Annotated in this window: 15 protein-coding genes and 5 tRNA genes; 18 read left to right on the top strand and 2 right to left on the bottom strand. The window is 42.8% G+C overall.

What is annotated here, in order from left to right; genetic code table 11:
- The first annotated feature begins 138 nt into the window (after positions 1–138).
- The 10 genes from L4C44_RS06070 to cobA all read left to right on the top strand — a co-directional run bounded on the left by L4C44_RS06070 (position 139) and on the right by cobA (position 8,471).
- A complete protein-coding gene (locus tag L4C44_RS06070; RefSeq protein ID WP_428804608.1) occupies positions 139–1,950 on the top strand; it encodes a citrate lyase ligase in 1,812 nt (603 codons plus the stop codon).
- 324 nt (positions 1,951–2,274) lie between these two features.
- Positions 2,275–2,361 (top strand) — tRNA-Leu (locus L4C44_RS06065).
- A 67-nt stretch (positions 2,362–2,428) separates the two neighbouring features.
- Positions 2,429–2,502: transfer RNA gene (locus L4C44_RS06060), tRNA-Cys, on the top strand.
- A 46-nt stretch (positions 2,503–2,548) separates the two neighbouring features.
- Positions 2,549–2,624 (top strand) — tRNA-Gly (locus tag L4C44_RS06055).
- 80 nt (positions 2,625–2,704) lie between these two features.
- Positions 2,705–2,791: transfer RNA gene (locus tag L4C44_RS06050), tRNA-Leu, on the top strand.
- Between the two features lie 64 nt (positions 2,792–2,855).
- Positions 2,856–2,929 (top strand) — tRNA-Cys (locus L4C44_RS06045).
- Between the two features lie 617 nt (positions 2,930–3,546).
- Positions 3,547–6,105: a nitrite reductase large subunit NirB gene (gene nirB / locus L4C44_RS06040; protein WP_428804607.1), complete on the top strand. Its 2,559-nt coding sequence runs from the start codon at positions 3,547–3,549 to the stop codon at positions 6,103–6,105.
- A gap of 15 nt (positions 6,106–6,120) precedes the next feature.
- Positions 6,121–6,444 carry a nitrite reductase small subunit NirD gene (gene nirD, locus L4C44_RS06035; protein WP_017066844.1) on the top strand — a complete coding sequence of 108 codons (324 nt, stop codon included), beginning with the start codon at positions 6,121–6,123 and terminating at the stop codon, positions 6,442–6,444.
- Positions 6,445–6,566: 122 nt separating this feature from the next.
- Complete coding sequence (locus tag L4C44_RS06030) at positions 6,567–7,382, top strand: formate/nitrite transporter family protein (protein WP_061016882.1); 816 nt, start codon at positions 6,567–6,569, stop codon at positions 7,380–7,382.
- 318 nt (positions 7,383–7,700) lie between these two features.
- Entirely contained in the window at positions 7,701–8,471 is a 771-nt protein-coding gene (gene cobA / locus L4C44_RS06025) for a uroporphyrinogen-III C-methyltransferase (RefSeq protein WP_146490404.1), read from the top strand.
- A gap of 112 nt (positions 8,472–8,583) precedes the next feature.
- Here the strand turns inward: cobA and L4C44_RS06020 are convergent, their stop codons facing one another.
- On the bottom strand, positions 8,584–9,135 hold the full coding sequence (locus L4C44_RS06020) for a DUF4174 domain-containing protein (RefSeq protein ID WP_146490405.1): 552 nt from the start codon (positions 9,133–9,135) through the stop codon (positions 8,584–8,586).
- Between the two features lie 220 nt (positions 9,136–9,355).
- Here L4C44_RS06020 and L4C44_RS06015 point away from each other — a divergent pair, with 220 nt between their 5' ends.
- The 3 genes from L4C44_RS06015 (at position 9,356) to L4C44_RS06005 (ending at position 11,957) form a co-directional block, all read left to right on the top strand.
- Positions 9,356–9,829 carry a LabA-like NYN domain-containing protein gene (locus L4C44_RS06015; protein WP_004731130.1) on the top strand — a complete coding sequence of 158 codons (474 nt, stop codon included), beginning with the start codon at positions 9,356–9,358 and terminating at the stop codon, positions 9,827–9,829.
- A gap of 80 nt (positions 9,830–9,909) precedes the next feature.
- Complete coding sequence (locus L4C44_RS06010; protein ID WP_060981260.1) at positions 9,910–10,575, top strand: response regulator transcription factor; 666 nt, start codon at positions 9,910–9,912, stop codon at positions 10,573–10,575.
- Complete coding sequence (locus L4C44_RS06005) at positions 10,572–11,957, top strand: histidine kinase sensor domain-containing protein (RefSeq protein WP_428804606.1); 1,386 nt, start codon at positions 10,572–10,574, stop codon at positions 11,955–11,957. Before L4C44_RS06010 ends, L4C44_RS06005 begins: the two co-directional genes overlap by 4 nt.
- Positions 11,958–12,129: 172 nt before the next feature.
- Here L4C44_RS06005 and L4C44_RS06000 read toward each other — a convergent pair whose 3' ends face one another.
- A complete protein-coding gene (locus L4C44_RS06000; protein ID WP_146490407.1) occupies positions 12,130–13,434 on the bottom strand; it encodes a dicarboxylate/amino acid:cation symporter in 1,305 nt (434 codons plus the stop codon).
- A 559-nt stretch (positions 13,435–13,993) separates the two neighbouring features.
- On the opposite strand from L4C44_RS06000, the gene L4C44_RS05995 reads away from it, so the two are divergent.
- From L4C44_RS05995 to L4C44_RS05975, 5 genes are all read left to right on the top strand, one after another.
- The gene (locus tag L4C44_RS05995) at positions 13,994–16,090 is read left to right on the top strand and encodes a TonB-dependent siderophore receptor (protein ID WP_146490408.1); all 2,097 of its coding nucleotides are present in this window, start codon (positions 13,994–13,996) and stop codon (positions 16,088–16,090) included.
- Positions 16,091–16,268: 178 nt separating this feature from the next.
- On the top strand, positions 16,269–17,036 hold the full coding sequence (locus L4C44_RS05990; RefSeq protein WP_146490409.1) for a DUF3450 domain-containing protein: 768 nt from the start codon (positions 16,269–16,271) through the stop codon (positions 17,034–17,036).
- Positions 17,036–18,412 carry a MotA/TolQ/ExbB proton channel family protein gene (locus tag L4C44_RS05985; RefSeq protein ID WP_146490410.1) on the top strand — a complete coding sequence of 459 codons (1,377 nt, stop codon included), beginning with the start codon at positions 17,036–17,038 and terminating at the stop codon, positions 18,410–18,412. The genes L4C44_RS05990 and L4C44_RS05985 overlap by 1 nt, the downstream gene beginning before the upstream one ends.
- A complete protein-coding gene (locus tag L4C44_RS05980; RefSeq protein ID WP_146490411.1) occupies positions 18,412–18,972 on the top strand; it encodes a MotA/TolQ/ExbB proton channel family protein in 561 nt (186 codons plus the stop codon). The genes L4C44_RS05985 and L4C44_RS05980 overlap by 1 nt, the downstream gene beginning before the upstream one ends.
- Complete coding sequence (locus L4C44_RS05975) at positions 18,969–19,373, top strand: ExbD/TolR family protein (RefSeq protein WP_004731145.1); 405 nt, start codon at positions 18,969–18,971, stop codon at positions 19,371–19,373. Before L4C44_RS05980 ends, L4C44_RS05975 begins: the two co-directional genes overlap by 4 nt.
- The last annotated feature ends 18 nt before the right edge of the window (positions 19,374–19,391 follow it).

Below are 19,391 nucleotides of genomic sequence, written 5' to 3'. Positions count from 1 at the left end.
TAAGTAAGCTTTTTTATACAATACAGTTTGTAACTAAGATGAATACAATGCCTTACTTAACCTTACATTTTTTAAAATTTAATATGGTAGCATCTTCGAAATTTCGAAGTTATAAAGATAATGTAAAAGGCTCTATTCATGCAATCAAAAAGTCAATCGTATAAGTTAACGTTTTACTGGGTATTAAAAAGCTTATATAGATTACTTCCTATACTACCTTCAAAAATCAAGATGTCTAAAAACCTTAGGCTTGCTGAGCTATATGTACAAAAAAAAGACTATAAAAAAGCAACTAGTCTTATAGAAGAGTTAGTCTACAAATTCAAAAAAAATGAATATAGTTTCATGTTATTGAATTTATATTTAATGAATGGTGACTCAGAAAAATCAAAAGAGCTTGAAGTTTCATTAGATTCCACAAGTGAAAGTACTAATCTTGTAAAGAGTTTGGATATCCTAAATTCAAGTGTGAACGACTCTGATAAAGTGGCCTTTATCAAGTCGTACATTGCGACCAAAGGAGCATCTTCAGTACTTATTGATGTTCAAAGTGGAGGAGATCATTTAACCAAGTTGTCTAATGAGGAAAAGATTCTTGTTAACAACACAAAGCTCTATCTAAAGCAACGAAGAGATTGGAGTCGCAGGAATAGTCCACCGACTTACATCAAATCGCTCTATAGCAAAGATGAGCAGAACAAAATTGATGAGTTGTTTAGTGATGTGCTGCCTATTGTAAGAGCGACCAAAGTATCTTTATCTGATCATGACAGCTCAGTTATATCAGTAAAAAATGGGTTTAGAGCAACCACAGGTCAACCAGAAATATCAGATCGCCGAGTGCTTTTCTTCGGAGCATCAACAACTTTTTCGTATGGTATGAGCGACAAAAATACAATTGTCAGTCAGGTTCAGAAAAACATTAATAAAGTAACTGATAATGTTAGAGTTGAAAATCATGGTGTACTAGGGATGAATTTGCTTCTAGCAATGAATAATTTAGTACAAACTGAGATCAAGCAGGGTGATGTAATTGTTTTTTTCAACTTTGATGAATTCAAAAATGTTGAAGATCCGGATGTGTTTTCGATTGATCTTAATGATGTTGACCGGGGTGGCGACTTTTTCATTGATCTAAACGCGCGTCATTGTCATTACTCTCCTAAGGGAAATAAGGCCATGGGAGAGATCGTAACAAATAAGTTAATACCTGTGTTGAACAGTAAAAGTGAACCTGTATCGACTCAATTAGACTCAGATAATAGAATGTTCTGTGTCCTAGAAAAGTTCAAGTACTTCCTATTCAGACATACTGCGCAGGCGCTTGAATCTTGTGAAATGAAATCTTACTTAGAGTTATTGGATCAACATGCTACAGATACTGAAGGTGTTATAGGCAGCGTAGCGGTTAATTGTAACCCAATTACTAAGGGACATTTGCACTTAATCGAGCACGCGGCAAGAAGTGTGGATAAGCTATTTATTTTTGTTATCGAAGAAGATAAATCGTTCTTTAAGTTCGAAGACCGCCTCCACTTAGTCGCAGAGAGTACTAAGCATTTAGATAATGCCACTGTGCTTAGAGGAGGTAAATTTATCTGTACTGAGTTAACTTACCCTGATTACTTCGACAAAGACACCACAGAAGCTAAAGCAGACGCTTCTATGGAAGCATGGTTCTTCTGTGAGTACATAGCAAAAACGCTAAATATTAGTAAGATCTTCTTAGGTGATGAGCCTAAGTGCATGATCACCAAACAGTACAATGAAAAAATGCGAGAGTTACTCCCAGAGTACGGTATTGAAGTTGATATCATCGATCGAATTGAAACTAATGGCGATGTTATCAGTGCTTCTAAAGTTAGGGAGTTTTTAGCTAGTAGAGATTTCAGCAGTATAGAAGCAATAGTGCCCAAGCCTACATATCAATTCTTAAAAGAAAAATATTAAGTTTTGTTTCGCTTTCAAACTACTTTTCTGTACAAAAGTCAGTCTGTTGACTGGCTTTCTTATTCGAATTCGCTAGCCATAGTTAAGTTCAAGAGATAATCCGAGGTCGAATTAGGTAGTGTATGTAGGATGTTGTGTGTGCAGTTTGTGCGATCTGTAGTAATTTCAATCGTTAAAGTTCGATAATTAATCACTTGAATTAAAAGATAAAATTTATTGTTGACGAATTTTTTCCTTCCGTTAAAGTACACCTCGTTCTCACGGCTTAGGTCGCTGAGGGATGGTGTTTTTACTTTTCAGTAATCGGCCTCGCAAGATTGCGTTGCCCTGGTGGTGGAATTGGTAGACACAAGGGATTTAAAATCCCTCGGCGTTCGCGCTGTGCCGGTTCAAGTCCGGCCCGGGGCACCATCTATCTAGCTTTTACTTTTTGAGTAGAGTGATGAACAAAGAGTTGTTCTCTTAAATCACTATTAAAGGCGCCTTGGCAGAGTGGCTATGCAGCGGATTGCAAATCCGTGGACCTCGGTTCGACTCCGGGAGGCGCCTCCATTCTCTCTCTTAGTTTGATAAGTTAAGAGATACTAAGAATGAAAATGCGATACTAGCTCAGTTGGTAGAGCGCAACCTTGCCAAGGTTGAGGTCATCGGTTCGAACCCGATGCATCGCTCCAAATTTTGTAATGTTGATTCATCTCGACATTAAGATGGTGTTTTATTTTTCAGTAATCGGCATCGCAATAAAGAATTGCGTGCCCTGGTGGTGGAATTGGTAGACACAAGGGATTTAAAATCCCTCGACGTTCGCGTTGTGCCGGTTCAAGTCCGGCCCGGGGCACCATCTATTTGATTGTTACCTCGCTTGGTATTAGTCAAAAGAGTTGTTCTCTTAAAACACTATTGAAGGCGCCTTGGCAGAGTGGCTATGCAGCGGATTGCAAATCCGTGGACCTCGGTTCGACTCCGGGAGGCGCCTCCATCACTTAAAGTTGAAAGGCCAGCAGAAATGCTGGCCTTTTTGCTATCTGAAATTCCATTTCCTAGCATTACTTCCAAATACCGATGTTGACCTCTGTTCATTAGTGCCTCTAGGAACAAGCCCTTGTCTGATGATTTTCTTTGTCGGTCTTTTCCTTGCGGAAATCTATCATTTACTAAACAACCACCAGCATATTTAAACTAATTGCGCTGTTTGTAAGTGGAATTAGTAGGGAATGGAAAAGGGCGCCTGTCCTTTGGGTCATTAAGTTCTTCATATTTATACATAGTTGCTCATGAACCTGTAACGCTTTCATGAGTTATTACAGTTCTTATGACTATAAATGAAAATGATTGTCATTTACTTGCGTTGTTGCTAATCTATTATGAAACTTTACAACATCCTCTCTAGTGCAAGAAAGTGTATATAAAACCCCGCTAAACCCCATTAAGACTACGGTTATTCGTTTGCTTAGCCTGATAATTAAGCAGATCTACCTCTTTTGTTCTACCCCTTTAGGGTAGTTTGTTTTCGTAATTGATTTACATCATATTTTCATTTTCTTTCATAATTCATTATTCGCTCAGTTAAGAAATATATAACCTTCAGGAATTCTTATGAGCAAGATGAAGCTAGTCGTAATCGGTAACGGGATGGTCGGCCATCGCTATATCGAAGATTTAGTCGAGAAGACAGATGTTGCAAACATGGACATCACCGTGTTCTGTGAAGAACCACGAGTAGCATATGACCGTGTGCACCTTTCTTCTTACTTTTCACACCACACTGCAGACGAACTTTCTTTAGTTAAAGAAGGCTTCTACGAGAAACACGGCATCAACATGCTGATCGGCGAACGTGCAATCAACGTTAACCGTGAAAAGAAAACAGTTTACTCAAGCACTGGTCGCGAAATTCAATACGACAAACTTGTTCTTGCTACCGGTTCTTTCCCATTCGTACCACCAATCAAAGGTAACGAAGGTAAAGATTGTTTCGTTTACCGCACAATCGAAGATTTGAAAGCGATTGAAGCTACGGCTAAAAACTCTAAGTCTGGTGTGGTTGTTGGTGGTGGTTTACTTGGTCTTGAAGCGGCAGGCGCACTAAAAGCACTTGGCGTGACAACTCACGTTGTTGAGTTTGCTCCTAAGTTAATGGCTGAGCAGCTTGATCAGGCGGGTGGTAATCAACTTCGTCAAAAAATCGAACGTATGGGCGTAAACGTACATACAAGTAAGAACACGCTTGAGATTGCTCCTGAAGGCACTGAAGCTCGTAACGTAATGCGTTTTGCAGACGGTACAGAGCTAGAAACTGATTTCATCGTATTCTCTGCTGGTATTCGCCCACAAGACAAACTTGCTCGTCAAATGGGTCTAGGTATTGCGCCTCGCGGTGGTATCGAGATTAACGATCACTGTCAAACGACAGACAAAGATATCTATGCCATCGGTGAGTGTGCGTCTTGGAACCAAACGTTCTACGGCCTAGTGGCTCCTGGCTACAAAATGGCGACGGTAGCGGTTGACCACGTTGTTGGTAACGAAAGCACATTTGAAGGTGCTGACATGTCTGCGAAGCTTAAGCTTCTAGGCGTGAAAGTAGGCTCTATCGGTGATGCGAACGGTCGTACTCCAGGTTGTAAGAGCTACGTTTACCAAAACGAAGAGCAAGAAGTTTACAAACGTATCATCGTTTCTGAAGACAACAAGAAGCTTCTTGGTGCAGTAATGGTTGGTGATACATCTGACTACGGCGATCTTCTACAGCTTATGCTGAACGAAATCGACCTACCAGAACACCCAGATGCACTGATTCTTCCTGCGCACGCTGGTGCTGAAAAGCCAACACTTGGCGCAGACTCGCTTCCTGAATCTGCGGTTATCTGTTCTTGTTTCGATGTAACGAAAGGCAAGATCGCTCAAGCGGTTGCCGGAGGTCACCACACCATTGGTGATATCAAAGCGGTAACAGGCGCAGGTACTGGTTGTGGTGGTTGTATTCCACTAGTGACTTCAGTACTAAACGCTGAACTTGCTAAAGCTGGTGTTGAAGTGAAGAACGACGTGTGTGAACACTTTGCTTACTCTCGCCAAGAGCTTTTCCACCTGATTCGCATCGAAGAAATCAAAACGTTCGATGAGTTACTAGAGAAATACGGTAAAGGCTACGGCTGTGAAGTTTGTAAGCCACTAGCGGGTTCTATCCTTGCTTCTTGCTGGGGTGAACACATCCTTAAGCCTGAACTAGTGAAACTGCACGATACCAACGATAACTTCCTAGGTAACATGCAAAAAGACGGTACTTACTCTGTAATCCCTCGTATGGCGGGTGGTGAAGTAACACCTCAAGCACTAAGCGTTCTTGCTGATGTTGCTGCAGAATACAACCTGTACACCAAGATCACGGGTGCACAACGTATCGGTCTGTTCGGTGCTCAGAAAGATGACTTACCAGCTATTTGGAAGAAGTTAATCGCTGCGGGTTACGAAACGGGTCAAGCTTACGCAAAAGCACTTCGTATGGCTAAGACATGTGTTGGTTCTACTTGGTGTCGTTACGGCGTTCAAGATTCAGTTGGCCTAGGCGTGATGATCGAGAACCGTTACAAAGGCATCCGTACTCCTCATAAGATGAAGTTTGGTGTGTCTGGTTGTACTCGTGAGTGTGCTGAAGCTCAAGGTAAAGATTTAGGTATCATCGCGACTGACGCGGGCTGGAACATGTATGTGTGTGGTAACGGTGGTATGAAACCTCGTCACGCAGACTTGCTTGCAAGCGACTTAGACCAAGAAACGCTGATCAAATACATCGACCGTTTCATGATGTTCTACATCCGCACGGCTGCTCCGCTGCAACGTACTTCGGTATGGATGGATAACCTAGAAGGTGGTGTTGATTACCTACGTGAAGTTATTGTAGACAACAAGCTTGGCATCAATGACCAACTTGAAACTGACATTGCTGGTCTAGTGGATAACTTTGCTTGTGAGTGGACAGATACAATCAACGATGAAGCTCAACTTAAGCGCTTTGCACACTTCATCAATGCTGATGACCGTGATGAAAACGTTGTGTTTGTTGATGATGGCCGTGAACAACACCGTCCAGCGACATTCACTGAGAAACACCCTGAAGCGAAGGGCGATATCCTTCACGTTGAACTGGTTTAATTGGGAGACGACATCATGGCATTTACCAAAGTTTGTAAGATCGAAGATATTATCCCAGGTACAGGTGTTTGTGCATTGGTTGGTGGTGAGCAAGTAGCAGTCTTCCGCCCAACTAAGGCTGAAGAAGTATTCGCGATTAGCAACACCGACCCTTACTTCCAGTCTAACGTGTTATCACGTGGTCTGATTGTAGAGCACAAAGAAGAGCTTTGGGTGGCAAGCCCGCTTAAGAAGCAACGCTTTAACCTGACAACAGGTGCGTGCATGGAAGACGAGAACTTCAACGTGAAAGCGTACAAAGCTCGTGTTACCAAAGGTGCTGTAGAAATCTCTGCTTAATCTTTGGATGAGTAAGATTTGATAGTTCAAGGGTTCTAGTTTTCGATATTGCCTTAACTCGGCAACTAGAGCCTTTTCCTATCCAATTTTAACTTTTAAATTTAACTTTTAAGGACAACCTTATGTCTACTGATTTTAAACCGGCAGAATTCGTTCAAACTATGATCGATGTAGGTGAAGCTAAAACTAAAACGAGTACTCGTGATCTTCTGATCCGAAGCACTATGGCTGGTATCATCCTTTCTCTTGCGGTTGTTGTTGCTATCACAACTATCGTGCAAACAGGTATCGGTATTGTTGGCGCTCTTGTGTTCCCGGTTGGTTTTGTCATTCTAAGTGTAATGGGCTATGACCTAGTAACGGGTGTATTTGGTCTTGCGCCTTTAGCTAAATTTGACAACCGCCCAGGCATTACTTGGGGCCGTATCCTTCGTTGTTGGGGTATTGTTGGTCTTGGTAACCTTATCGGTTCTTTGATTGTTGCTTTCCTAGTTGCCGTTTCACTAACGGGTAACTTTTCTCTAGAGCCAAACGCTGTTGCGCAAAAGTTTATTGCAGTTTCTACAGGGCGTAGCCTAGGTTTTGAAAACATGGGTATGGACGGATGGATTACGTGTTTCGTACGCGGTATCTTCTGTAACCTAATGGTATGTCTAGGTGTGATTGGTAACATGACTGCACGTACTGTTGCTGGCCGTGTAGCGATGATGTGGTTCCCAATCTTCATCTTCTTCGCACTAGTATTTGAGCACACAGTAGTAAACATGTTCCTATTCCCACTGGGTATGATTCTTGGCGCTGATTTCGGTATCGCGACATGGTTGAACTTCAACCTTATCCCAACAATCCTAGGTAACATCGTGGGTGGTTTGTTCCTAACATGTGTTCCTTTGTTCCTAACACACGCTAGAACAGCTCCTTCTCTAGGCGCTAAGTAATTCTTTTGCTCTAGATTAATGAGCAAATGATAAGCCCCAAGCAGTTGGTTTGGGGCTTTTTTGATCTCAACAGTCTCTACTTGATCAAGGGCGCACTATCAATGAGCATTGTGAGCTTGTTAATGGTGCAAAAGTCAGCGTGTTCCAGCGTAATAGATTGTTTTGTTATATAAACTTCTATCTTGATTAGAATTAATCGTGAAGTTTTATGGCAACAACTGATAGTCTAAGAAGTAGGGATATTGGTGATTCATACAATGATGAATCGTCATACAGAATTAAGCTTGAAATATAACAAGCTAACTTTCGGAGCAAAGCATGTCAGAAGTATCGCCATCGAATGTTAAAACAGGAAACACAGGATTTGTTTCATTAGTAGGTGCAGGTCCGGGCGACCCAGACTTACTTACGTTAAAAGCGGCACGAGTGATTCAACAAGCAGACGTTTTGGTTTATGACCGCTTGGTATCAAAAGATATCTTGGCGATGGCTAACCCAGAAGCAGAAATGCTGTATGTGGGTAAAAAGCTTGATCATCACTGCGTACCGCAAGATCAGATCAACCAATTATTGGTCACCAAAGCGCAAGAGAATAAGCATGTAGTACGCCTAAAAGGTGGTGACTCGTTTATCTTTGGTCGCGGTGGTGAAGAGTGTGAAACTCTGGCTGAGAATGACGTTAGATTTGAAGTCATCCCAGGCATTACTGCAGCAGCTGGGGCAACTGCTTATGCCGGTATCCCTCTAACGCACCGTGACCACGCACAAAGCGTCCAGTTCATTACTGGTCACTTAAAGAAAGATGGCGAAGATATCGATTGGCGCTCTCTTGCGCAGCACAACCACACGATAGTGTTTTACATGGGGTTAAAAGAGAGCCCGAATATTCAGAAAAACTTGCTTGATAATGGTATGCGATCAGACATGCCTGTAGCGATTATCGAAAACGGTACTCGCCAAGAACAGAAGGTGTATCGAGGTGGATTGAGTGACTTAGCTAACCTTGCGAGTGTCGCGAAAAGCCCGGCTTTGATCGTTGTTGGCAGCGTGGCTCAGCTTCATGAAAAACTTGATTGGTTTAACAAGTAGCTTTCTCTTATTAAGTAACGCTGCCTTGTTAAATAGCGTGGGTTTAGCAAACAGTGTTGGTAAGAACCAATAGCTTTAGCGTAATAAACAGTGTCTTACTTCAATCTGAAGATTAAATACTGCAGCGGCTGCCTTGTCGCTGCATTTCTTGCTGGCGCATGGGCATTTCGTCAATTATGTTGGTGATTAGGTTCCAATCTGTCTTACCATTCCATCTGTGCTTCTCTTTTCCGTCTTTACCGATCAATACCGCGGTGTGCGATCCTTTCGGTATGTCATAGCTGTTTGTTACCGCCTCCAGGTTAAACTCTTCCACTAACCAATTTGGGACAGTGTAGCCGCTCTCCGCAATGACCATAATGACAACATCTCTTTCTTCTAACTGACAGTTATTGATCAAAACCTCATTGAGAAACTCTTTAACGATCGAATCTTCGGTTGGTGCGAAATAAATAACACTTCGGTGCGGTAGTGCTTTGGAGTGAGAGTACGCTGGGTAGGCGAGGGCTGAGTTAGTCGCCATACACATGATTAAGATTATGCTGATAGTCATTAGTTTAAGCAAACCAGTACCAACGCCAGATCCGAATGGTTGATCCACAGGCAGCACTGATTGGGTTGACTTGATGCTTAAGCACATTTCGCGTGTTTGTCGGTGTAGCATAACCAGCCTCCCTTAAATAACTTTAAGCCTTATCGTTATTTGAATGTGACTCGTCTGAAATTCAGTCTTATTGAGCAACGAGTAAAGCCAATCGGCATACAATAAGCATAGTTAGATTTACGTTAAAGAGAGCGGATAGGTTCATTTTTATTGTCTAAAGCGACTCGCATTTTAGAAGTGAATAGAATAGGGTATACGGAAAATCTAAAGGTATGAATTTATGGAAAACATAGCAATTTTGGTCGACGTTCAGAACGTTTACTACACAACACGGGATAAATACCGTTCTAACTTTGACTATAACCAGTTTTGGTATGTTGCCACGGAAGGGCGTAATGTTGTTGCAGCTAATGCTTACGCAATCTCAAGCCAAGACCCAAAGCAGCGTCAATTTCATCATATCCTTCGTGGTGTGGGGTTTAATGTGAAGTTAAAGCCGTTTATTCAGCGTCGAGATGGTAGTGCAAAAGGTGACTGGGATGTGGGTATTGCGTTAGACGCGATAGAGCTTGCAGAGACGGTTGATACGATTGTTTTAGTATCAGGAGATGGTGATTTTGAAATTCTTGTAGAGCGAATCAAAGAGCGTTTTGGTAAGCCTGTTGAAGTGTATGGTGTCCCGGGATTAACCGCTCAAAATCTTATCGATTCTGCGTCAAAATTTGTACCGATCGAAAAAGATTTTCTTCTATAGAGGAAATCAGTCACTTTATAATTGAAATCAATAATAACGATAATTAGAATGCAAACAGTTCTTATTTATCGGTGTGTGCAATGTCTCGCGTTTTAGTTGTTGATGATGATATTCAGTTGTGTGAGTTACTGGGTGAAGTATTGGAAAATGAGGGGTATCACGTTGATACCGTTCATTGTGGTGAATCGGCTTTAGAGTTTATTCAGTCTCACCCTGTTGATTTGGTTTTACTCGATGTAATGCTTCCAAATCTAAGCGGTATTCAAGTAGCAAGACGTATTTGTCAGCGTTTTGCTACTCCCATTCTTATGCTAACCGCTCTTAATGACGATGCCTCAATGCTCGATGGCTATCAAGCTGGAGCCGACCAGTACATCGCTAAACCTTTTAATGTTCCTGAACTCTTAACCCGAATTAAGGTGATCTTGCGCCGAGTTGGGTTCGAGCGTCAGAGGCAATCTTTTGCTTCATCTAATCACGGCTTGTGTGAACAACTCTCCCGTTTACCTCTAACGGGGACTGAAAAGGACCTACTTGATTATCTGATCAAAAATGATGGTATTGTTGTATCCAAGTCTGATCTGCAGATACATGTCCTGAAGAAAGAGTTATGTCCTTTCGACCGTAACTTAGATATGCATATTAGCAATATACGCCGAAAATTGGTTCAGGCTGGCTTGTCGAAACAGCATATAAAAACCGTGCGTGGTAAAGGCTACAGTTACCTAGAGTCTGTCGGAGCATGAGTGCTAAGTTGGTACGCTGCCCGGAGTTCATTGCTAAACGTAAAGACGGGCTCACTTTCCAACTGTTTAGCTATCTCACGGTTATCTTAGTCAGTATCTTGATTCTTCAAGGCGTCGCTGAAAGAGCGTTGATGAAAGCTCTGCTAAAAGTCCCTGAGTCCGTTAAAGCTGAAATGTTGGATCTTGCTTATCAAGCGAATGTGTTGATCGAAGATGGAGACATGGATGAACTCGCGGATTGGGGTAATGCTCAACAGTATTATCTGTTCGTTATCGATGAAGATAATCGACCGATCACGCACCGTAACATGCATCCGCATTTTGAATTCAAATTGAAGTACTTGCGCAGCTTAGATCATCAACTGAGTGATCGTGTTAGTAAGCCTATATTCGGCCTACCTCTGAATAATGGCAACACGCTCGTAATTCAACTACCGCACCAGTTCCATCCGGCTAAATCCTTTGCTCCATACTCCTATATGATCAAAGCTTTGATTGCTCTAGTCGTATTATCGCTGTTCTCAATTATTATGGCGAAGAGCTTGCAACAACCGCTGGATAGATTGAGGGAGGCTAGCCGCAGACTTGCTCAAGGTGACTTTACTGTCAGTGTGGTTTCGGAGTTAAACTCCACGACGCGCGAGTTCAACGAACTAGCGCATGATTTTGATCATATGACATTTGAGATCAAGTCTCTGGCAGAAAAGCAGCGTCGACTGATTCGTGATGTATCACATGAGCTGAGAACACCATTAGCAAGGCAAAACCTCGTATTACACTTACTACGCAATAAGGTGGATGAGAAAAGCTTAGGATTGCTTGAACGGATGGAAAATGAGACAGAAGAGATGAATAAGCTGGTGGGTGAGATACTTGAGTTCAGCCGACTAGAAACGTCTCGCTACGACTCTAAGTTAACGCTAATGCATCTTGAGCACTACTGTTCGATGCTGATTGCCCAAATGCAAAGTGATTTAAAAACCAATCAAACTTTAATCGGAGATTTAGATACTCCGACTTCAATGGTAAATATTGATGAGCGACTGTTGCTAAGGGTTATCGGCAATTTGGTGGGTAACGCCATTAAATACGCTGGTGATAGTGCGCATGTTGTCGTCACTACATATGAACAGGTCATAGACAAACGTTACAGCGTCATATCTGTAGAAGATGACGGAGATGGTATTCCTGATAACAAAATAGCAGGGATTTTCGATCCCTTTACACGAATTGAGTCAGCCCGTGATAAACAGTCTGGTGGTTATGGTCTTGGGCTTGCGATTGTTAAAGAAGCAATGGGTGTGATGAATGGGCACGTTACTGCTGAGAATAGAGAAGATGGGGGACTCAGGGTCAATCTTATGTTCCCAATCGACGATTAATTTAAGTACTTTTCTAGAGATAGTTAATACCGAATACGAATTCAAAAAACGATACCCAATAAAAAACGCCACTGCATCTGCAGTGGCGTTTCTGTTTATGCGCTTTTTGTGAGTTAAGGTGTAGCCATTAATTACACCTTAGCTCGAAGGCAAGAGCGTCAGAGAAACTAGATTATGCCTGTTGGCGTGCTAGCTTAACTTCTTCTTCTTTCTCGCCAGCAGCTGGGTCGTTGAAGCGAGACTCATCAAGAGCACCTTCAGACTTAGCAACAATGATAGATACGGCACTATCACCTGTGATGTTTACAGCAGTACGGATCATATCAAGAAGGCGGTCAACACCCATGATTAGAGCAATACCTTCAAGCGGTAGACCAACTTGGTTTAATACCATCGCTAGCATAACAAGACCGACACCAGGAACACCTGCAGTACCAACAGACGCCAGTGTCGCCGTTAGGATAACCATCAGGTAATCGCCCATAGTCAGGTCGATGTTGTAAGCTTGTGCGATAAACGCAGTCGCAACACCTTGCATGATAGCAGTACCATCCATGTTCACAGTCGCACCTAGTGGTACTGTGAAAGATGCTACTTTGTTGTCTACGCCCATACGGTTCTTAGCCGTTTCCATGGTTACTGGAATCGTTGCGTTTGAAGACGCTGTTGAGAATGCAAACATGATGGCATCTTCCATCTTACGTAGGAATGTAATCGGACTAAGACCTGTGAATCCTTTAAGCATTGCGCTGTAAGTAACCAAACCGTGTAACAGTAGGGTACCTGCAAGTACTAAGAAGTATTCTGCTAGGTTCCAAATCGCACCCAAGCCAAGGCCAGAAAACAGTTTCGCCATTAAGAAGAATACGCCGTAAGGAGCAAGGTTCATTAGTAGCGCAACTAGCTTCATGATCACTTCGTTAAGATCAGAGAAAACGGCGGCGATACGTTCACCGGGTTTGCCCGCTGCACTGATTGCGATACCAAACAACACTGCAAATACGATAACTTGTAACGTTTTGCCCTCAGCCATCGCCTGAATAGGGTTGGTTGGGAACATGTCGATGATTACTTGGCCCAAAGAAGGGGCATCTGCTGATTTGAAAGAGCTCGCAGCAGTAAGATCCGCACCAGCTCCAGGTTGGAACAGGTTACCGATAGTGAGTGCTAGAGTGATAGCAACGGCTGTAGTACCGATATAAAGTGCAAGCGTTTTGCCACCCATACGGCCAAGAGTTGATAAGTCTTTAAGAGAACTTGTACCGCACACTAGTGAAACGAAGACTAGTGGCACAACAAGCATTTTTAAACTGGCGACAAAGATTTGCCCGCCTACTTCAAAGAATCCGTTAACGATGTAGTTATTAACAAATCCGCTGTCTGCAAAAAGGGATTGAATGGCAAATCCCGTTAATATACCTACGACCATACCGAGGATTACTCGACCGGTCAGAGACATAGGTTTCTTGGTATTCATTTAGAACACTCCTTATTATTTATAACTTTGATACCTTTTCAAAGTGAGCAGGAGATTAGCAGTCGGTTGTTAAAATCGAAAAACAAAAAATGAGTTTGAAATTATAGATGTGATCATAATCACTGATATTTGTGTCAATTAAACAAAATTGAACAATATAATTCACCATAATTTTACATCTATCGAGGGTTTTATACATAAAGTTGTCATTTCAAAGGTAGTAAATAAGAAGAGATGAATTTCTTATTGATCTTCGCGTCTTAAATTGACCCGGCCAATAACGCCGTTTCAAAAAGACTGGATAGTGACAACCATTTTTTAGCGTAAATGCTCTCTAAATATCTGTATTGAATTGGTTTTGCTTAATATCATAAAAACAAGTCATCAATACGCCTTTACAAAACTTTACGAATGCAAAGAATGTAAATTTAATGCAAATGGTAATAATTATCACTTATATTCACTCCCGAAATAATTCAGTGGTACCGGAAACGGTTCAACGAACACATCGAATAAATAACAAGGTGTTCGGATAAAGAATAAAAGCGGAGTAAAGGACATGTTTTCAAAGAGCCCATTGGCTTTAGTGATCGGTGCAGTATTAGCTTCACCAGCAGTATTGGCAGAAACAGTAAAAACAGACGAGCATATGGTCGTTGAAGGTCGTGACTACGGTTACAAAGCCGACACGAACACAACAGCAATGCGCATGGAGGCGACTCAATTAGAGACTCCGGGACAAGTTTCAGTAATCGATGAGCAAATCATCGATGAACAGCGTGCAACGACGTTAGGTGACGTTCTTAAGAATGACGCAAGTGTAAGTGCGGGTGGTACAAGCCGTAACCGTGAGCGTTTCTCATTACGTGGTTTTTCGGTAGAAAGCTCTTCGGGCTTCCTTAAAAATGGCCAGCAACATTGGTCACACTACCGTCAACCAATCGAACTTCTAGAACGTGTTGAAGTACTTAAAGGACCTTCTGGTCTTCTTTACGGTATTTCTGCACCTGGTGGTTTGATCAACATGGTCAGTAAGAAACCTACTTACGACACGCAAGTAAGCTTAAGCCAAGACATTGGCTCGAATGATCACTCTCGTACGACTGTTGATGTAAGTGGCGCATTGAACGACGCGGAAACTTTACGTGGTCGCGCAATTGTGTCTAAAGAAAGCTACGGCTCTTGGAGAACATACGGTGACGGTACCGAACCACAGACTGAGCGTTTTGTTGGCGGTGTATTCGTTGATTACGATGTAACTGAAGACGTAATGGTTTCTGTTCACTACGACAAGACCAATGACGAAGGTAGCGTAGATTCTGGTGCACTATACACACTAGATGGCAACCGCGTGGGTAGCGACAAGCACATCTGGGATGCGCAGTGGTCACAGATTGAAAACGATGTTGAGAACGTAGGCTTTGATATTGCTGCTAACCTGACTGACACATGGTCTTTAAAAACAGGTTTCAACTACCAAGATTTCGAACGTATCGATATGGAAAGCTACCCAAGCTTTTCAAACATGAATCCTGACGGTACAGGCACCGTGACTCAAGGCGGCAACTACCGTCACGACAAATGGCGTTTCAGAACAGCTTATGTCGATCTAACAACAACCGCTGATCTTGCTGGCACAGAGCACCAACTATTATTCGGCGCTAACTGGTTAGGCTACAGCTATTATCGTGGTATGGATCGCTTCAGCAGCGGTGAATACGCACCAGATGCAACGGTACCAGCACCGTCAGTGGGTCCAACATCGCTAGGTAAGATGAGCACTTACGATACTTGGGGTTTCTACATTCAAGATCTGATTACTATCAATGACGAATGGCAAGTTCTTGCGGGCGCTCGTTTCGACCGTAAAGTAAGTGATGGCGTTGCAGAAGAAAACGTAGCACCTAAGCTTGGCGTGATTTACCACCCAGCATCAAACGGTAGCATTTACGCTTCTTACTCTGAAAGCTTTGAACCACAAGGCGTTGTCTCTAGCGGTAGCCGCAATTACACGAACGATGGTGAACTTCTTGATGCCGCGACGGGTGTTTCTTATGAAGTCGGTACTAAGTGGGAACTGATGGACGAACGTCTATTCGTTTCTGGTGCGGTATTTGATATTACCCAAGAAAACATCTCAATGGATGTAGAAGACACTTCATCAGGCGATTGGACGAAGACACAAGGTGGCGAACAAGTTCACCGTGGTGCTGAGTTAGCCGCGCAAGGTTTTATCTCTGAAAAATTCTCTATGTCTGGCTCAGCAATGTACTTAGATGCAGAAATCACGAACCATGAAACGTATGAAGGTAACCGTCCAGTTGACGTACCTGAGTTTGCAGCAAGCGTTTGGTCTACTTACGCAGCGACAAACGAAGTTGATGTTAACCTAGGCCTTATCTACGAGGGTTCTCGTTACGGTGATAGTGCGAACACGTTCAAGAAAGATGGCTATGCTCGTGTCGATATGGGTGCAGCATACACGCTTAAGTACGACGACTCTCTAGACTTCGTTGCTCGTCTAACAGTAGAGAACGTATTTGACAAAGAATACCTAGCGGGTGGTGGTTCAACTTCTTCAAAACACCAATTTGCAGAAGACGTAGTAATCGGCGAAGGCCGCAACTACATGGCGACTTTACAGGTAAAATACTAATTTGTTAGTAGGGTACTATTGTTAGCTTAAATATAGAGGGGAAGGTTTCGACTTTCCCCTTTCGTGATTCTGCTATTTCTTAAAATATCCCTAGCTATGTGAGTGGGTTTTAATGATAATGAGACCGCTTATCAATAAAACTCATTTGACCTTCTTCTTATAGTAAATGACTACAATTATGAATCTTTTAAAAACTAGCCTAGCGCTTGCCATCAGTTTGGCCGCAACGTCTTCTATGGCAAATAGCTTAGAACAAGCTCAATCAATTCAAAATAAAACCAATAACGCGTCGGCTTCGAGCCAAAAGGTTATTGATAAAAGCTCACAAGCAACTTTAATGCTGCAAGCTGAGATTGAGCGCCTGCAAGAAGAAGTCAAAAACCTAGAAATCTATCACGATCACCTTGCCGCCTTGGTTTACAGCCAAAATCAAGAAGCTCAAAGCATTGAAGGGCAGATCGACGAAATCAAATACACACGTCAAGGTGTTGTGCCTTTGATGTACCAGATGATTGATGGCCTTCAACAGTTAGTTGAGCAAGATGTGCCAATCAAGAAAGAACAGCGTCTAGAAAGAGTAGAAAAGCTGCAAGCAATGATGACTCGTGCTGATGTGAGTGATGCTGAGAAATACCGCCGTATTTTAGAGGCATACCAAATTGAGATGGACTACGGCATCAAGCTAGGTGCTTATCAAGGTCGAGTAGTATTGAGCAGCGACAGAACGATTGAAGCTGACGTGTTGCACCTAGGTCGTATCTCTTTAGTTGCTCGCAACCTAAATGGCAGCCAATATTGGTCTTGGGATCAAACAAAAGGTCAATGGCAAGAGTTAGATTCTTCAATGAAGTCTGAACTAGATAAAGCGTACGATATTGCTAGCCAACAAGCGGCGCCAAGCCTAATTACTTTACCTGTTTCTTTAACTGTTGCGGAGGTTAAGTAATGAACTTAAAACCATTAGCAGCATTGCTTTGCATTACGTCCATTTCATTTTCTGCTTTCTCTGCATCAGACACGACAGCTCAGCTTGTTAATAAAGCAAAATCAGAAAGCCGAACTCAAGCTTCTCACAACGTGGTGCGTGAAGCTGATTTCAAAAAGACAGAACAAGAACTGAAAGCGATCAAAGCGCAGCTTGAAGCGAAACGTACCTCTATCCAAGGTGCGACAGATGTTCTGACTCAAACCTTCAGTGATAACGAAAACAAGCTTGCTCGCTTAGAAGAGAAGCTGCGTTTAGAAACCGGTAGCTTAGGCGAGCTGTTCGGTGTCGTTCGTCAAAACGCAAAAGAACTCGGCGCAGAACTTAGCTCAACCGTGAACAGTGTTGATCGCGCTGAATACACTGCAACTGTTGATCAAATCATTGATGCTAAATCACTGCCTTCAATGCCACAGCTGACCGGTTTGTGGATGAGTATGGTTGAACAGATCCAAGCGAGCTCTGAGCTTAGCAAATCTCAAATTGCATTCATCAATGGTGAAGGCAATACACAAACTGTCGACGCTTATCGCTTAGGTTCAATCGGCTTAGTAACAGACCAAGGCTATGTTAGCTGGAACACTCAGCGTGAAGATGCGATTGCGTATCTGAAACAACCATCGAATGGTCCAACTTTAGCATCGCTATCTACATTAGCTAATGGCGACGTGTCTAACGTGGTTGTCGATCCTTCTCGTGGGTTCATGCTAGAGCAACTAGCGCTAACACCAAGCCTCACAGATCGCCTTCAAGCGGGTGGTGTTGTTGGTAAAGTGATTCTTGGCTTGCTTGCAATTGGCTTAATCATCGCATTGGTTCGTGGTATTTCTTTAGCTATCGCTCGTCAGAAAATTCGCGCACAACTGAAGAACCCTGAACAAGCGGGCGACAACCCTCTTGGTCGCGTTCTTGCAGTTTACAACAAAGAGCAAAACCAAACGGTAGAAGCGTTAGAGTTGCGACTTTTAGAAGCGGTTGTTGATGAGCAGACTCATTTAGAGAAAGGCCTATCAATGCTTAAACTATTGGCAGCACTAGCACCAATGTTGGGCCTTCTAGGTACAGTAACGGGTATGATCGAAACATTCCAAGTGATCACACAGTTTGGTAATGGCGACCCTAAAGTGATGGCGGGTGGTATTTCGATGGCACTTGTAACAACCGTACTTGGTCTTGTTGCTGCAATGCCCCTTCTATTAGCGCATAACATTCTTAGCACTCAGGCTGAAAACATTCGCAATATTCTTGAGAAACAAGGTATTGGCCTCGTTGCTGAGCAGGCAGAAAAGACGGATGAATCAAAAGTTGTCGTTTCACCAGTTGGGACTGCTGCGTAATGGATATTCTGTCGGGTTCTCTATTACCAGCGAGTTGGTTAACGAGTGACTGGCTGCTGTCTTTATCAAGCTTTATGGAGCAGGGCGGTTTCGTCCTGTGGTGGCTAGCAGCTGTTGTCCTAGTTTACTGGGTGCTTGTAGTAGAACGTATGCTTTATCTTGCGTTCTACTTTCCAAAGCAGCGCCAAGCTTGGATTACTAAGTGGCATGAAAGAGAAGATCACTCTTCTTGGCATGCTAAGGCCATTCGAGAAGGTTGGTTAGGGCAAGCGAGTATCTTACTTAACCAAAACTTGAATTTTATTAAGCTGTTAGTCGCTATTTGTCCGATGTTGGGTTTGCTAGGTACCGTTACCGGTATGATCTCTGTTTTTGATGTCATGGCGACACAAGGTAGCAGTGACCCTAAATTGATGGCTTCAGGTATCTCGTTGGCAACACTGCCAACCATGGCGGGTATGGTTGCTGCATTAGCGGGCATGTTTGTTCACGCTCGTTTAGCGAAAGTGTGTAACCGCTTAGAATTGAAATTAGAAAAATCTTTAAGGAGTCAACGATGAGACTCGGTCGACGTCATTCAAAAAACGAAGAGGCTCAAATAGACCTTACTTCGATGCTTGATATTGTATTTATCATGCTTATTTTCTTTATTGTGACCAGTTCATTTGTTCGTGAATCAGGGGTTGAAGTCAATCGCCCACAAGCGTCTAACGTAGTAAGCCAAAAGGATGCGGGCATCTTTGTTGCGATTACTTCTGCGAATGACATCTTCATCGATAAACGTGTTGTTGATGTTGAACGTGTCCAAGCAACGTTAGAACACTTGTTGCTAGAACAACCTGATGCTTCTTTGGTTATTCAAGCGGATGAGCACGCTTACAACGGTACGGTTGTTAAAGTGATGGACGCCGCGAAAGGTGCGGGTGTTAAAAACATTGCGCTTGCTGCTGAAAAGCGATGATCTTGGAGGATCTTCATA

It is taken from the genome of Vibrio satsumensis (assembly GCF_050337435.1).
In the GTDB taxonomy this organism is placed as follows: domain Bacteria; phylum Pseudomonadota; class Gammaproteobacteria; order Enterobacterales; family Vibrionaceae; genus Vibrio; species Vibrio satsumensis.
The sequence above is the reverse complement of the archived record's forward strand: the minus strand, read 5'-3'. Positions and strand labels throughout refer to the sequence as shown.

Bases quoted from the DNA above. Each gene is read 5' to 3' on its own strand.
- L4C44_RS05980 (WP_146490411.1), top strand. From the start codon at position 18,412: ATGGATATTCTGTCGGGTTCTCTATTACCAGCGAGTTGGTTAACGAGT.
- L4C44_RS05995 (WP_146490408.1), top strand. From the start codon at position 13,994: ATGTTTTCAAAGAGCCCATTGGCTTTAGTGATCGGTGCAGTATTAGCT.
- L4C44_RS06015 (WP_004731130.1), top strand. From the start codon at position 9,356: ATGGAAAACATAGCAATTTTGGTCGACGTTCAGAACGTTTACTACACA.
- L4C44_RS06030 (WP_061016882.1), top strand. From the start codon at position 6,567: ATGTCTACTGATTTTAAACCGGCAGAATTCGTTCAAACTATGATCGAT.
- L4C44_RS06010 (WP_060981260.1), top strand. From the start codon at position 9,910: ATGTCTCGCGTTTTAGTTGTTGATGATGATATTCAGTTGTGTGAGTTA.
- L4C44_RS06005 (WP_428804606.1), top strand. From the start codon at position 10,572: ATGAGTGCTAAGTTGGTACGCTGCCCGGAGTTCATTGCTAAACGTAAA.
- L4C44_RS06070 (WP_428804608.1), top strand. From the start codon at position 139: ATGCAATCAAAAAGTCAATCGTATAAGTTAACGTTTTACTGGGTATTA.
- L4C44_RS05990 (WP_146490409.1), top strand. From the start codon at position 16,269: ATGAATCTTTTAAAAACTAGCCTAGCGCTTGCCATCAGTTTGGCCGCA.
- cobA (WP_146490404.1), top strand. From the start codon at position 7,701: ATGTCAGAAGTATCGCCATCGAATGTTAAAACAGGAAACACAGGATTT.
- nirB (WP_428804607.1), top strand. From the start codon at position 3,547: ATGAGCAAGATGAAGCTAGTCGTAATCGGTAACGGGATGGTCGGCCAT.
- nirD (WP_017066844.1), top strand. From the start codon at position 6,121: ATGGCATTTACCAAAGTTTGTAAGATCGAAGATATTATCCCAGGTACA.
- L4C44_RS05985 (WP_146490410.1), top strand. From the start codon at position 17,036: ATGAACTTAAAACCATTAGCAGCATTGCTTTGCATTACGTCCATTTCA.
- L4C44_RS06020 (WP_146490405.1), bottom strand. From the start codon at position 9,135: ATGCTACACCGACAAACACGCGAAATGTGCTTAAGCATCAAGTCAACC.
- L4C44_RS05975 (WP_004731145.1), top strand. From the start codon at position 18,969: ATGAGACTCGGTCGACGTCATTCAAAAAACGAAGAGGCTCAAATAGAC.
- L4C44_RS06000 (WP_146490407.1), bottom strand. From the start codon at position 13,434: ATGAATACCAAGAAACCTATGTCTCTGACCGGTCGAGTAATCCTCGGT.